This is a genomic window from Curtobacterium sp. NPDC098951 (genome assembly GCF_044759965.1).
Lineage (GTDB): Bacteria > Actinomycetota > Actinomycetes > Actinomycetales > Microbacteriaceae > Curtobacterium.
Map to the genome: position 1 here is coordinate 769471 of NZ_JBIWAG010000002.1, position 13218 is coordinate 782688.

Here is a 13218-nt window from a genome sequence, read left to right on the forward strand (position 1 = left end):
ATCGACCACCGGGGAGGCACCCGTATGCCCATCAGTCCGTCCGTCGTCCTGAACGACCTCAGTTTCGCCTGGCCCGACGGCACCGTCGCGCTCAGCCACCTCACCACCGCCTTCGGCCGTGGCCGGACCGGCCTGGTCGGGAGGAACGGTGCCGGCAAGTCGACGCTGGTCCGGCTGGTCACGGGTCGGCTCCACCCCACGTCGGGCTCCGTCACGACGTCCGGGCCGGTCGACCACCTGCCGCAACGGCTGCAACCGCAGAACGACGACGCGGTCGCCGACCTCCTGCGCATCCGCCCCACCCTGACGGCACTCCGGGCGATCCTCGGCGGTGACGCCGCCCCGGAGCACTTCGACGTCGTCGGGGACGACTGGGACCTCGAGGAGCGTGCGGCCGCGGCGCTCGACGCCATCGGGGTCGGTGCCGCCCTCGGCTCGGACCGGGACGTCCTGGAGCGTCCGGTGCACACGCTCTCCGGTGGACAGGCGGTGCTCGTCGCCGTCGCCGGCATCCGATTGCGAGGGCTGCCGATCGCGTTCCTCGACGAGCCGACGAACAACCTCGACCGCCGCGCCCGTGCGCTGCTGCTCGGCATGGTCGACGACTGGCACGGCACCCTCGTCGTCGTCAGTCACGACCGCGAGCTCCTCGAGCACGTCGACGAGGTGGCGGAGCTCCGCGCGGGCGGCATGACGGTGTTCGGCGGGACGTTCAGCGCGTTCGAGGAGCACCTCGCCGTGCAGCAGGCCGCCGTCGAGCGCGAGGTCCGGGTCGCCGAGCAGCGGCACCGCACCGAGAAGCGGCAGCGCATCGAGGCCGAGACGAAGATCGCCCGCCGGGCCCGGTCCGGGGTGAAGGCCGCCGAGGGCATGCCGAAGATGTTCGCGAACGAGATGCGGAAGCGCGGCGAACAGACCGCCGGCCGACTCCGCACCGGGTACGCCGAGGACGAGGCCGCCGCACTCGCCACCAAGCGCGAGGCCGAGGGGCGGCTGCGGGCGGACGAGTCCATCCACGTGACCCTCCCCGATCCGGCCGTCCCGGCATCCCGGCAGATCGCGACGATCCGGGTGCGGGGCCGCGAGTCGATCGTGCAGGGTCCCGAACGCGTCGCCGTCACCGGGGACAACGGCGTCGGCAAGACCACGCTCCTCGAGCAGATCGTCGGGGTCCCCGGTGCGCGGAGGCACCCGTTGCCCGACACGACTGCGGTCCCGCACGTCGACCGCGTCGGCTACCTGCCGCAGCGGAAGGACTCGCTCGACGACGCCGTGTCGGTCCTCGACAACGTCCGGCGTGACGCCCCGCACGTGCCGTCGGCCGAGGTGCGGAACCGCCTCGCGGAGTTCCTCGTCCGCGGGGACACCGTGGACCGCCCGGCCGGGGCGCTGTCCGGCGGCGAGCGGTTCCGTGTAGCGCTCGCGAGCCTCGTGCTCGCGGAGCCGCCGCCGCAGCTGCTGGTGCTCGACGAGCCGACGAACGACCTCGACCTGACGAGTGTCGACCAGCTCGTGGACGCGCTCCGGGCGTACCGCGGGGCGCTCGTGGTGGTGAGCCACGACGAGGACTTCCTGGACCGACTCGACCTCACGACCCGCATCGAGCTGGCGTGAGCCGTCCCGTCAGCGGCGACCCGTGCGCGGTCTCATCAGCGGCGACCCGTGGGCCGTCCCGTCAGCGCCGCCGCGTCGGCCGGATCGCCAGGGACTCGATCGTGCCGCGCTCCGGCAGGTCGACGACGGTCCGGACGGCGACGGCCACGTCCGACGGCGCGAGGTAGTACGCGGTGTCGTAGTCCTCGCCGAGCTTCTCGGTGAGGGCACGCTGCATGTCGGAGTCCGTCCGGCCCGGGTGCACGCTCGAGACCCGCACGCCGTTGCCCCGCTCCTCCTCGCGGAGGGCGTCGGCGAAGGCCCGCAGCGCGAACTTCGACGCGGCGTACACGCCGCCGCCGGGGCCCGCGGTGAACCCGGACCCGCTGTTGATCGGCACGATGATGCCGCGCGCGGCCCGGAGTGCCGGGAGCGCGAGCCGGGTCAGCTCGGCGACGGCGAACAGGTTCGTGGCGAAGACCTGCTCCCAGACGGCGCGTTCGGTGTCGGCGATGGTCGTCCCCTGCTCCACCCCGGCGGAGTGCACGAGGACGTCGAGGCGCTCCGGCAGCGGCGGGACCGCACCCGCGCCGAGGTCGCCCACGAAGGGCGCCGCGCTCGGCAGCTCGGCGACGAGCGCGTCGACCGCCGCGGCGGTGCGGCCGCCGACGAGCACGTGGTGCGTCCGGCCGAGGTCGAGCGCGATCGCCCGGCCGATCCCACGGGTCGCGCCCGTGACGAGGGCGGTCGGACGGACGGGAGGCGCGGTGTCGGTCATGCGTCCCACCCTACGGAAGCCGTCTGCCCAGGCCGAACCGCGCCTCCAGGCCCGTCGAGCGCATCACCGCGACGCCGCGACGGCGCGACGCCGCCGCGGCGACGCACCGGGTCGATCAGCTGCGGTCGGCGCCCTCGCGGATCTTGATGCCGTCGAGGACGTCCTGCGCCCGCTTCTCGTCCTGCTTCTCGATCTGCCGGGTGTCGCGCTCGGGGAGCTGGATGTCCTCCTCCGCGCGGATGCCGGCCTGCAGCTGCCGACCACGCTCGAGTTCGGCGTCGAACTCCGCCCCGAACAGCAGCGCGTTGTTCGTGATCCACACCCACAGCAGGAAGACGATCACCCCGCCGAGCGAGCCGTAGGTGGCGTTGTAGTTCGAGAAGTTGGCGACGTAGAACCCGAACCCGACGCTGGCCACGACGAGGATGAGGATGGCGAGGATCGACCCACCGCTCACCCACCGGAACTTCGGCTGCTTGACGTTCGGCGCCCAGTAGTAGAGCACGGCGACGACGACGATCGCGATGACGAGCAGGATCGGCCACTGCACGATGCTGAGGACCGTGGCGGCGACCTCGCCGAGACCGATCACGTCGCCGAAGCTCCGCGCGAGGGGGCCGGACACGAGCGCGAGCAGGCCGACGACGAGCAGCACCACGGTGAAGAGTGTGACGCCGAGCATGGTCGGGCGGAGCTTCCAGATCGGGCGACCCTCGCGGACGTTGTAGATCCGGTTCATCGCCCGGCCGAAGGCACCGACGTACCCGGAGGCCGACCAGAGCGCACCGATGACACCGACGACGAACGTGATCGGTGCCGCGGGCGACCGGACGAGTCCCTCGATGGGGTCGCGGAGGAGCTCGGCGACCTGCCCGCCGCCGATGCCCGTGACGATGTCGAGCAGGGTCTCGACGGTCTCCTTCGGGTCGGAGACGAGCCCGAGGATCGACACCACGGCCAGCAGCCCGGGGAAGAGCGCGAGCACCGTGTAGTACGTCAGGCTCGCGGCGAGGTCGGTGCACTGGTCGCCGGAGAACTCGCGGAGCGTCTTCTTCAGCGTGTAGACGAGCGTCGGCTTCGTGAGGTCCGACGGGCTGTCGGGCTTGCGGGGGTCGTCGGCGTCGGGCTTCTGCTGCTCGCGTGCCACGGGACTACCCCCTCGCCTTCAGCGCCTGCTTCGAGCGCTTCGCCGCCTGCTTGCGGTTCTTCGCCGCACGCCGCTGCACCGCGGCGATGCCGGCGCGCTGCTTGACGCGGGCCCGGTGCTGCGGGTCGCGTTCGAGCGACTCCTCGGCGGCCTTCGCACGGGCCTTGCGCCCCTTGCGTCCTGGCTGGCTCTGCTCGACCGCACCGGGGCCGTCGCCGCCGCGGGCGCCGAACGGCAGCAGCGCGGTGAAGGCCGACGACGCGGGCGGCCGGGCGAGGTGCCCGGCGGGGTCGTTCCGGATCGCGATGCCGACGATGATCGCCGCGACACCGGCGGCGGCGGTCACACCCATCGCGACGAGCGGAGTGGGGTCGCGGTGCCAGCGTTGCTTGGTCTTCGCGATCGCCAGGCGGGTGCGCGCCGGGATGTCCGCACGACGACGGATCTCGGTCACGGTGTCCGTGATGCCCTCACGTGTGCGGACGTTCGCGAGTTCGAGCTCGGGGAGACTGTCCTTGGCCATTCCCCATTTCGTACACGCACGAGCCGGGGTCTCGCCCAGTCCGGTCGTCCCCTCGCGCGCGTCGGACGATGCTGCCGCCGACGCGAGCGGGCTTTCGCGCTGGGCGACAGTTCACGCGCGTACGACCGCGTGAACTGTCGCTGTGCGCGTGAGAACGCGCCCGTGAGGGCGCGCGTGCGTGCGGGCGCGCGTGCGTGCGGGCGCGCGTGCGTGCGGGCGCGCGCACGGGACGGGAGGCGCGGGGCGGGGCCGCACCGCGCCTCCCGTCCGCCGGGTGTCAGGACGGGACGACGACGTCCTCGGGCAGGCCGGAGGCCGCGGAGCGACCGGCCGCCTCCATGAGCGCCAGGCTCCGCAGGTTGTCCCGCCCGCTCGTCGCCGGGGCCGGCCCGCCCTCGACGGACCGCGCGAACGCCTGCAGGCCGCCCTGCCGGTCGGTGTGCGGCATCGTCGGCAGTTCGACCGTCTCGGCGTCGTCGTCCTGGGTCCGGCGGACGGTCACCCGGTCGCCGGCCACCGCGTTCGGCTCCCCGGAACGGCTGGTGAACCAGACCTCGCCGTCCTCGCCCTGGATGCTCCACTCGCCCGCCCACGCCGTGCGGGGTGCGCGCGAGAGCCAGCTGCCGCGGTAGCTCACCACGAGCCCGTCGTCGAGCTCGATGATCATCGACGCGACGGCCTCGTCCTGGTACTTGCTGTACGACGGGTAGGACGACTTCGCGAACACCCGGACGGCCTCCTGACCGGTGATCATCCGGAGGAGGTCGAAGTGGTGGATCGCCATGTCGTTGATCATCGCGTGCGGGAACCGGTAGTGCGGGTGCTCCTCGAAGGCGAGGTCGTTGTCCCACTGCCGGAAGTCGATCGAGATGGCCGAGAGCTCCCCGACCGTCCCCGCGGCGAGCAGGTCGGTGACCACCCGGGGCGCCGGGTACCAGCGGTAGTTCTGGCTGACCTGCAGCACCAGCCCGAGTTCCTCGGCGCGACGGACCGCGGTGACGGCCTCGTCGGTGGAGTTCGCGAACGGCTTCTCGACGAGGACGTGCTTGCCGGCCTCGAGCGCCTCGAGCGCGAGCGGCACGTGCGTGACGGCGGGGGCCGTGATGACGACGGCGTCGGCCTCGACCCCGGCGAGAGCCTCGGTGAGGGACGCGAACGCCGCCGATGCCGGCAGCCCGAGGTCCGTCCGGACGGCGTCGAGCGTCGCCGGGACCGGGTCGACGATCCCGACCACCTCCACTTCGGTGACCTCTGGGATGGCGGTGCGGGCCCAGTTGCCGCCCCACCCTCCGAGACCGACGTGGATGATCCGGACCGTCATGCGTGCACTCCTTCGTGGCTGGGGCGCCACGACTCCCGCGGCGCGTGCGTCCAGTCTGTCAGGGTGCGACGTCAGTGCGTGAACGCGTAGGCGATGAGCGCCATCGTGACGATGAAGCCGGCCAGGTAGTTGATCCAGAGGAAGCGCTTCCACCCGGCGTTCGCGGACTCGGCCCCGTCGTCGGTGACGTTCCACCACGGCAGCACGTTCAGCGCGTACGGGATGACGACGACCGCGGCGATCGGCCCCGGGAACGCCGAGAACAGCAGGGCGACGCCGGCGACGAGGTACGCAACGAACGCCAGGCGCACGGTGGCCCGGGCGCCGATGACGGTCGCGACCGAGCCGATCCCGCCCGCGCGGTCGGCGAGCACGTCCTGCACCGCACCGAACGCGTGCGACGCGACACCCCACAGGAAGAACGCCACGCACACGGCGACGAGCTGCCCCGTCCAGTGCGGGCCGGCGAGCGCCAGGCCGTAGATCGCCGGCGACACGAAGTGGGTCGACGAGGTCAGCGAGTCGAGGAACGGCTTCTCCTTGAAGCGCAGCCCCGGGGCGGAGTAGGCGATGACCGCGAACACGCTGATCGCGAGGACGAGCCACGACCACGGCCCGTTGCCGGACACGGCGCCGAGCACGACGAGCGCGACGAGGAAGGGCACGTTCGTGACGACGACCGCCCAGAGCGTGGTGCGGTGCACGCTCTTGTCGAGCAGGGCGCCCTCGACCCCGCCCTTGCGCGGGTTGCGCAGGTCGGACTCGTAGTCGAAGACGTCGTTGATGCCGTACATCGCGAGGTTGTAGGGCACGAGGAAGTACACGACCCCGACGAGGAACGCGACGAGCGAGAACCCGCCGCCGCCCTCGACGCCGACCCCGCTGCCGAGCAGGTAGGCGGCGCCGAACGGGTACGCGGTGTTCACCCAGCTGATCGGGCGCGACGACACGAACAGCGCGCGCACGGTCGAGGGCCGGGAGGCGGTGCTGGCGTTCATCGGGTCGGTTCTTCTTCCTGGGATGGCCGGGTGGGGCGGGCGAACAGGACCCACAGGCTCGGCAGCAGCACGATCGCCGCGATCGAGTACGCGAGGTCCTCGATCGGGATCGCGCCGAGCTTGACGCCGCTGATGAGTGCCGGGTCGTACGCGACGATGCGCAGCGTGACGATGACGTTGTCGAAGACGATCGTCATCACGAGCAGGGCGATGCCGGCGGCCAGCCCCGTGACGAGGGCGATCCGCCGTCCGGTCGCGGACCGTCGGCCGGCGGCACGGGCCCGTCGTGCGGCGACGATCCCGGCGACGACGGCGACCACCGCCACCGCCGCGAAGAACGGGAGCGCGAGCAGCGCGTACGCACCGGACCCGGTCACGAGCCGCCTCGCTCGGACCGCCGGAGGCCCCGGGCGACCAGCGGCTGCACGAAGCCGACCAGGTTCATCGTCGTGTAGCAGAGCAGCAGCAGGAAGAAGAGCTCCTCGAGCGGGACCTCGGGGGCGAGGAGCACCCCGGTCAGCAGGTTCTGCGGCCCGATGAAGAAGATGCCGAGCGCGACCCCGAGGACGTCCCACAGCATGAAGAACGCGACGCCCACCACCATCACGGCGGCCGCACGCCACGGCGCCCGCCAGAAGAACAGGTGCAGGCGGGCGTCGAGGACCGTCATGCCCACGAGCGACACGAGCAGCCCGGCGAGGTACAGCCCGGGCATCAGCCGGGGGTGCCGGGCCGCGGCAGCGGTGCCGGGAGCGGTTCGGTGGTGGTGTCGCCGTGGATGCGCTTGAGGAGCACCTCGGCGCTGATGAGGCACATCGGGAGCCCGATGCCCGGGATCGTCGAGGCGCCGGCGTAGTAGAGCCCGTCGACCTTGGTGGACGCGTTCTTCTCGCGGAAGAAGGCGCTCTGCTTCAGGGTGTGCGCCGGGCCGAGCATCGAGCCGTTCCAGGCGTTGAGGTCGTCCGCGAAGTCGCGCGGTCCGATGGTGCGCCGGACCCGGATGCGGTCCCGCAGGTCCGGCACCCCGGCACGCTCCGCGACGACGTCGATGGCGCGGTCCGCGATCTGCTCGACCTGGAAGTCGCCGGCGCCGTCGATCCCGCCCTTGCCGATGGACAGGTCGGCGGGCAGCGGCACCAGGATGAAGAGGTTGCTCGAACCCCGCGGTGCGACGGACGGGTCGGTCTCGGACGGTGCGCAGACGTAGATCGACGCCGGGTCCGGCACGTGCCGGTCCTTGCCGAAGATGGCGCCGAAGTTCGCCTTCCAGTCCTCCGTGAAGACCAGGGTGTGGTGCAGGAGCCCCGGGGTCGGGCCGTCGATGCCGAGGTACACCAGGACCGCGCTCGGCCCCGGGTCGCGCGTCTTCCAGTGCTCGGCGCCGTGGGTGCGGTGCTCGCGGTCGAGCAGCTGCATCTCGGTGTGCTGCAGGTCGGCGGCGCTCACCACGAGGTCGGCGGGGGCGGTGTGCTGCACGCCGTCCCGGTCGCGGTGCACGACACCGGTGGCGACGCCGTCCTCGACGACGATCCGCTCCACCTTCGCACCGGCGATGATCTTCGCGCCCTCGGCGCGGGCGACCCGCTCGACGGCCGCGATGACCTCGGTGATCCCGCCCTTCGGGTAGAGCACCCCGTCGGCGAGGTCGAGGTGGCTCATCAGGTGGTACATGCTCGGCGCGGCGTACGGGCTGGTGCCGAGGAACACCGCCGGGTACCCGAGGATCTGCCAGAGGCGACGGTCCTTGACCGCCGTGCTCGCGAACGCCGACAGCGGCTGCAGCAGCAGGCGTGCGAGCTTCGGCAGGCGCCGGAGGACGTCGGGTGCCGCGAGCTTCGTGAGGTCCTGGAACGTCGTGTACAGGAAGCGGCGGACGGCCATCGCGTAGGTGTCCTCGGCCGACGCGAGGTACTTGCGCATCCTCTTGCCCGCACCGGGCTCGACGGACTCGAACAGCGCGATGTTCGCCTCGGCGTCGGCGCGCAGGTCGATCGGTTCGTCGTTGCCCTCGCTGTACACGCGGTACCCGGGGTCGAGCTTCACCAGGTCGAGTTCGGCGTCGGCCGTCGTGCCGAGCAGCTGGAAGAAGTGGTCGAACACCTCGGGCATGAGGTACCAGGACGGCCCGGTGTCGAACCGGAAGCCGTCCCGCTCCCACGATCCGGCTCGGCCGCCGAGCTGCCCGCGCTGCTCGAGCACGGTCACCGAGAAGCCGTCCCGCGCGAGGAGCGCCGCGGACGCGAGCCCGCTGATGCCGCCGCCGATGACGACGGCGCGACGCGCGGGGACCTTGCGCGTGGTCGTGGAGCCGGCCTGTGCCGGCCCGGACGCGCGGGGCGGGGTCACGCCGTGCCTCCCGTCCGGTGGTGGGTCGCGCGCGACCGCAGCGGCGCACGTCCGGCGAGCACCTGCGCGGCGAGGCGTGCCTTCACCGGGTTCGGCACGCGGACCCGGGTCGTGACCAGGCGGTCGGCCGGCGTCGCGGCGATGCGGTCGTTGAGTTCCTGGAACAGCGCGTGGGCGAGTCCGACGGCGTTCCGCGCGTCGGCCGGCAGCAGCCGGACGGTGCGGGCGGCCCGGTCGAGGTCGGCCTGGACGTCGTCGACCAGTCGCCACTTGGTGGCCTCGTCGAAGCTCCGGATGTCGACTCCGGGGAAGTAGGAGCGGCCGAGCACCTCGAAGTCGGCGTGCAGGTCGCGGAGGAAGTTCACCTTCTGGAACGCCGCGCCGAGGGCCCGCGCTCCGTCCACGAGCACCGAGTCGTCGAAGGTCGGCGTGCCGGCACGGTGCACGAACGCACGGAGGCACATCAGCCCGACGACCTCGGCCGATCCGTAGACGTAGCGGTCGAAGGACTCCTGGTCGTGCTCGGTGCGCTCGAGGTCCATCCGCATCGAGGCGAAGAACGGACGCGTCAGCTCCGGACCGAACCCCGTGACCCGGGCGGTCCGCGCGAAGGCGTGCACCACCGGGTTGACGGAGAAGCCCATCGCGATCGCCCGCTCGGTGTCGGCCTCGAGCTCGTCGAGGACGGTCCGGGCGAGCTCGTGGTCCAGCCCGGCCTCGGTCGCGGGGCCGTCGACGACCTCGTCGGCGACCCGGACGAGGGCGTAGACGTTGCGGATGCGCTCGCGGGTGTCCTTCGTGAGCAGCCGGCTGGCGAGTCCGAAGGACGTCGAGTACCGGTCGATCACGACCCCGGAGGCGGCCTCGGCCGTGGCGTCGTACAGCGGGAGCCGGGTCGTGGGACGCGGCTCCGTTCGGCTGTGGGTCACCGGGCGCGCTCCACGAGTTCGGTCACGAGGGCCTCCAGGCGGTCGGCGAGTTCGTACGGCAGTCCGGCGAGCTCGGCACGGGCGAGTGCGGTGTGCTCGGCGATCCGCGATTCGGCGGCGGCCCGGGCACCGCAGGTGACAAGGGTCGCACGGAGTTCGGCCGCGCGTTCCTCGCTGAGGTGCGGATCGCCGAGGTACGGCGCGATGTCCGGCCAGCAGTCGGTGGTCGCGGCGTACGCGATGAGCATGGTGCGCTTGCCTTCGCGGAGGTCGCCGAGGACGGTCTTGCCGGTCGTGCCCTCGTCGCCGAACACCCCGAGGAGGTCGTCGACGATCTGGTAGGCGATGCCGATCTCGCGGCCGAACGCACCGAGTGCCTGCACGACGGGTTCCGGGGCCCCCGCGAGGACCGCGCCGGACTGCAGGGGCGCCTCGAACGAGTAGACGCTCGTCTTCGCACGCTCCATCCGGAGGACCTCGTCCACCGTCGGCATCACGCCGAGCGCGAGGTCGACGTCGGTCATCTCACCGGCGGCGCTGGCGAACACGGCTTCGTCGAGGAGTTCGAGCAGCCGGGCGCGTCGGTCGCCCGTGACGCCGGCGGACTCGATGAACCGGGGCGCACCGGCGAGCGCGAGGTCGCCGGCGATCACGGCGGCGCTCATGCCGCGGTGCTCGGCGGTGGGCAGCGGCAGACCACCCGTCGTGCCGGTGTCGCGGAAGGACCCGGCGACGTTCGGCTGCCCGCGGCGCGACCAGTCGCGGTCGATGACGTCGTCGTGCACGACGAGCGCGGTGTGCAGCAGCTCGTAGGCGGCCCCGACGTGCGCGGCAGCGTGCAGGTCGTCACCCCCGAGGCCGGTGTACGCGGTGAGCACCATGCGCGGTCGGAAGCGCTTGCCGCCCATGCTCGCCTTGCGGAGCACCCGCCAGAGTTCTTCCGACGGGCGTCCGTACCGCTCGGCGCGGGCCGACGACACGGCGAAGAAGCGCTCGAGGCAGTCGTCGACGAGCGCGAGGTCGATGTGCGCCACGGTGGCCGCTTCCTCGCTCATTGGCCTAACCTATCCAAGCTGATGACGACTTTTCCTGAATCCGTGGTCCTGCTGGCCGATGACCGTGTCCCGATCGGCACGGCCGACAAGTTCACGGTCCACACCGACCACACGCCCCTCCACCTGGCCTTCTCCTGCCACGTCCGGAACACCGACGGCGACGTCCTCGTGACCCGTCGTGCGCTGACGAAGAAGACGTGGCCCGGCGTGTGGACGAACACGTTCTGCGGCCACCCGGGGCCGGACGAGTCGTTCGAGGACGCCATCGCCCGGCGGGCATCGCGTGAACTCGGGATCACCGTCCGCGACGTCGAGCTCGTGCTGCCCGACTTCCGGTACCGCGCGGTGGACGCGTCGGGCATCGTCGAGAACGAGGTCTGCCCGGTGTTCCGTGCGGTCACGGACGACGTCCCGGCCCCGGCCGACGACGAGGTCGCCGAGTATGCCTGGGTCTCCGAGGCGGCGCTCCGCGAGTCGGTGGCCGGTGCGCCCTTCGCGTGGAGCCCTTGGCTCGGCTGGCAGCTCACCGAGCTCGCCACCCAGGGCCTGCACATCACCCGCTGACGGATCCGCCGAGCGGGCAGCGGCCACCACCCCGCGCCATCGACAATGGTCGGTATGACGACGACGGAACGCGATGTCGCGCGACCGGTGCTCGACGCACTCCGTGACGACCCCGTGATCGCGAGCATCAAGGACGCGTCCGCCCTGCAGGAGGTCCTCGCGTCCGACCGGGGCGTCGTCTTCGTGCTCTACGGCAGCGTGCTCGACGTCGCGGACATCGTGGCCCGGGCGAAGGACGCCGGCAAGACCGTGTTCGTGGACGTCGACCTGCTCGACGGGTTCGCGGCGCGCGAGGTCGTGGTCACCTGGATCGCCGAGCACACCCGTGCGGACGGCGTGCTCTCGACGAAGTCGAACCTGGTCCGCGCCGCCAAGCGTGCCGGACTCGTGGCCGTGCAGCGGTTCTTCCTCGTCGACTCGTTCTCGTACCACCAGCTCCCCCGCGTGGTCGAGCAGGCCGGGCCGGACGCGATCGAGATCCTCCCCGGGTGCATGCCGCGCGTGATCACCTGGCTGCGCCAGGACACGGACGTGCCGATCATCGCCGGCGGCCTGGTGTGCGACAAGGCCGACGTGGTGGCCGCGCTCGGTGCCGGAGCGGTCGCGGTGGCGTCGTCCGACCGCGACGTCTGGGGCATGTGAGCGTTCGTTCACTTGGCTCGACCGGGCCAGCGGAGTAGGGTCGGACGTCGGCCACGGGTGTGGCCGCGAGGCCGCCGTCCGCGGCCGACGGACCAGGAGAAGGGCAGGTGAGGCGCGATGTCGGGTGACCATCCTCGATCGGGCCAGCAGATCGTGCCCCGGCTCCGGTCCCGGACGATCTGCGCGCCCGTTCGCTGAACCACGCCTGCTCCCCGGTGCCCCGGGAATCGCGCCTGCCTGCTCCCGAGAGGAGCACGCACATGGCACTGATCGACAACGCGGTGGACGTCGCGGGACGACGCGTCGAGTCCCCGTCGACCCTGTCGCTCGCCACGCGGGGTGACCTCGCGTGGATCGGGCTCTTCCGACCCGACGATGCCGAGCTCGAGGCCGTCGCGGTCGAGTTCGACCTGCACGAGAACGCGGTGGAGGACGCCCGCAAGGGCCACCAGCGCGCCAAGCTCGAGCGCTACGGCGACACGCTCTTCCTCGTGCTGCGCCCGGCGTGGTTCGACACCCGGGCCGAGACCGTCGAGTTCGGCGAGGTGCACCTGTTCGTCGGCGACCGGTTCGTCGTGAGCGTCCGGCACGCCGAGCGGCCAGACCTGGCGGCGCTCCGCGCCCGTGTGGAGGCCGACCCGGAGTTCCTCGCGCGGGGCTCCGAGGCCGTCACCGCCGCCGTGCTCGACGAGGTCGTCGACGGGTACGCCCCCGTGGTCGAGATCCTGCAGGACCACATCGACGCCATCGAGGACCAACTCTTCGCCGGCCAGGTCGACCCCGGCGTCTCGAAGCGGATCTACCAGCTCCTCAGCGAGGTCCTGGCGTTCCAGCGCGCCACGAAGCCGGTACCGGCGATGGTGAAGGGCCTGCTCCGCGGGGCGGACAAGTACGGCGTCGACGACGAGGTCCAGCACCGGCTGCGCAACGTGCTCGACCACGCGTTCCGGGTGACCGAGCGGGTGGACTCGTTCCGGGCGCTGCTCGAGAACGCCCTGACGCTGCACTCGACCCTGGTGTCCCAGGAGCAGAACGAGGCCATGCGCCGGATGACGAGCGCCAGTCTGGCGCAGGGCGAGGAGAGCCGACAGCTCGCGCGGGCCGCGCACCGTCAGGGCGAGGAGGTCAAGAAGATCTCCTCGTGGGCCGCGATCCTCTTCGCTCCCGGACTCATCGCGGGGGTCTACGGCATGAACTTCGACCACATGCCCGAGTTGCACTGGCGCTACGGGTACCCGGTCGCGATCCTCGGCATGCTCGCGCTGATGGGCGTGCTCTGGGCGATCTTCCGCAAGCGCAACTGGCTGTAGTCGCGGGGCGAG

14 protein-coding genes are annotated in these 13218 nt (G+C 72.0%); 4 read left to right on the forward strand and 10 right to left on the reverse strand.

The annotated features are described in order from the left end of the window. The first annotated feature begins 24 nt into the window (after window positions 1–24). The gene (locus tag ACIQUC_RS08230; RefSeq protein WP_402265374.1) at window positions 25–1614 is read left to right on the forward strand and encodes an ABC-F family ATP-binding cassette domain-containing protein; all 1590 of its coding nucleotides are present in this window, start codon (window positions 25–27) and stop codon (window positions 1612–1614) included. A gap of 61 nt (window positions 1615–1675) precedes the next feature. Here the strand turns inward: ACIQUC_RS08230 and ACIQUC_RS08235 are convergent, their stop codons facing one another. The 10 genes from ACIQUC_RS08235 to ACIQUC_RS08280 form a co-directional block, all read right to left on the reverse strand. Then, on the reverse strand, window positions 1676–2371 hold the full coding sequence (locus tag ACIQUC_RS08235) for an SDR family oxidoreductase (RefSeq protein ID WP_402265376.1): 696 nt from the start codon (window positions 2369–2371) through the stop codon (window positions 1676–1678). Between the two features lie 115 nt (window positions 2372–2486). Then, window positions 2487–3518: a YihY/virulence factor BrkB family protein gene (locus tag ACIQUC_RS08240; RefSeq protein WP_402265379.1), complete on the reverse strand. Its 1032-nt coding sequence runs from the start codon at window positions 3516–3518 to the stop codon at window positions 2487–2489. A gap of 4 nt (window positions 3519–3522) precedes the next feature. After that, window positions 3523–4041 carry a hypothetical protein gene (locus ACIQUC_RS08245; protein ID WP_022907728.1) on the reverse strand — a complete coding sequence of 173 codons (519 nt, stop codon included), beginning with the start codon at window positions 4039–4041 and terminating at the stop codon, window positions 3523–3525. A 277-nt stretch (window positions 4042–4318) separates the two neighbouring features. Beyond that, window positions 4319–5362: a Gfo/Idh/MocA family protein gene (locus ACIQUC_RS08250; protein WP_022907727.1), complete on the reverse strand. Its 1044-nt coding sequence runs from the start codon at window positions 5360–5362 to the stop codon at window positions 4319–4321. A gap of 71 nt (window positions 5363–5433) precedes the next feature. Continuing rightward, complete coding sequence (locus tag ACIQUC_RS08255) at window positions 5434–6360, reverse strand: prenyltransferase (protein WP_031262891.1); 927 nt, start codon at window positions 6358–6360, stop codon at window positions 5434–5436. Beyond that, complete coding sequence (locus ACIQUC_RS08260; protein ID WP_402265383.1) at window positions 6357–6737, reverse strand: lycopene cyclase domain-containing protein; 381 nt, start codon at window positions 6735–6737, stop codon at window positions 6357–6359. Before ACIQUC_RS08260 ends, ACIQUC_RS08255 begins: the two co-directional genes overlap by 4 nt. Then, window positions 6734–7075: a lycopene cyclase domain-containing protein gene (locus ACIQUC_RS08265; protein WP_402265386.1), complete on the reverse strand. Its 342-nt coding sequence runs from the start codon at window positions 7073–7075 to the stop codon at window positions 6734–6736. The genes ACIQUC_RS08260 and ACIQUC_RS08265 overlap by 4 nt, the downstream gene beginning before the upstream one ends. Continuing rightward, window positions 7075–8706, reverse strand: coding sequence for a phytoene desaturase family protein (crtI, locus tag ACIQUC_RS08270; RefSeq protein WP_402265389.1), 1632 nt, complete (start codon window positions 8704–8706; stop codon window positions 7075–7077). Before crtI ends, ACIQUC_RS08265 begins: the two co-directional genes overlap by 1 nt. Then, window positions 8703–9635, reverse strand: a complete 933-nt coding sequence (locus tag ACIQUC_RS08275) for a phytoene/squalene synthase family protein (protein ID WP_402265391.1) — start codon at window positions 9633–9635, stop codon at window positions 8703–8705. Before ACIQUC_RS08275 ends, crtI begins: the two co-directional genes overlap by 4 nt. Beyond that, entirely contained in the window at window positions 9632–10690 is a 1059-nt protein-coding gene (locus ACIQUC_RS08280) for a polyprenyl synthetase family protein (protein ID WP_022907725.1), read from the reverse strand. The genes ACIQUC_RS08275 and ACIQUC_RS08280 overlap by 4 nt, the downstream gene beginning before the upstream one ends. A gap of 21 nt (window positions 10691–10711) precedes the next feature. Here ACIQUC_RS08280 and idi point away from each other — a divergent pair, with 21 nt between their 5' ends. The 3 genes from idi (at window position 10712) to ACIQUC_RS08295 (ending at window position 13206) form a co-directional block, all read left to right on the forward strand. Then, window positions 10712–11254: an isopentenyl-diphosphate Delta-isomerase gene (gene idi / locus ACIQUC_RS08285; protein WP_031262885.1), complete on the forward strand. Its 543-nt coding sequence runs from the start codon at window positions 10712–10714 to the stop codon at window positions 11252–11254. A 54-nt stretch (window positions 11255–11308) separates the two neighbouring features. Beyond that, on the forward strand, window positions 11309–11896 hold the full coding sequence (locus tag ACIQUC_RS08290; RefSeq protein ID WP_402265395.1) for a glycerol-3-phosphate responsive antiterminator: 588 nt from the start codon (window positions 11309–11311) through the stop codon (window positions 11894–11896). A gap of 260 nt (window positions 11897–12156) precedes the next feature. Continuing rightward, a complete protein-coding gene (locus ACIQUC_RS08295) occupies window positions 12157–13206 on the forward strand; it encodes a magnesium and cobalt transport protein CorA (RefSeq protein WP_402265398.1) in 1050 nt (349 codons plus the stop codon). The last annotated feature ends 12 nt before the right edge of the window (window positions 13207–13218 follow it).

Excerpts from the sequence above, each read along its gene's own strand:
- ACIQUC_RS08230 (WP_402265374.1), top strand. The coding sequence starts at position 25 with ATGCCCATCAGTCCGTCCGTCGTCCTGAACGACCTCAGTTTCGCCTGG.
- ACIQUC_RS08235 (WP_402265376.1), bottom strand. The coding sequence starts at position 2,371 with ATGACCGACACCGCGCCTCCCGTCCGTCCGACCGCCCTCGTCACGGGC.
- ACIQUC_RS08245 (WP_022907728.1), bottom strand. The coding sequence starts at position 4,041 with ATGGCCAAGGACAGTCTCCCCGAGCTCGAACTCGCGAACGTCCGCACA.
- ACIQUC_RS08250 (WP_022907727.1), bottom strand. The coding sequence starts at position 5,362 with ATGACGGTCCGGATCATCCACGTCGGTCTCGGAGGGTGGGGCGGCAAC.
- ACIQUC_RS08255 (WP_031262891.1), bottom strand. The coding sequence starts at position 6,360 with ATGAACGCCAGCACCGCCTCCCGGCCCTCGACCGTGCGCGCGCTGTTC.
- ACIQUC_RS08265 (WP_402265386.1), bottom strand. The coding sequence starts at position 7,075 with ATGCCCGGGCTGTACCTCGCCGGGCTGCTCGTGTCGCTCGTGGGCATG.
- ACIQUC_RS08280 (WP_022907725.1), bottom strand. The coding sequence starts at position 10,690 with ATGAGCGAGGAAGCGGCCACCGTGGCGCACATCGACCTCGCGCTCGTC.
- idi (WP_031262885.1), top strand. The coding sequence starts at position 10,712 with ATGACGACTTTTCCTGAATCCGTGGTCCTGCTGGCCGATGACCGTGTC.
- ACIQUC_RS08290 (WP_402265395.1), top strand. The coding sequence starts at position 11,309 with ATGACGACGACGGAACGCGATGTCGCGCGACCGGTGCTCGACGCACTC.
- ACIQUC_RS08295 (WP_402265398.1), top strand. The coding sequence starts at position 12,157 with ATGGCACTGATCGACAACGCGGTGGACGTCGCGGGACGACGCGTCGAG.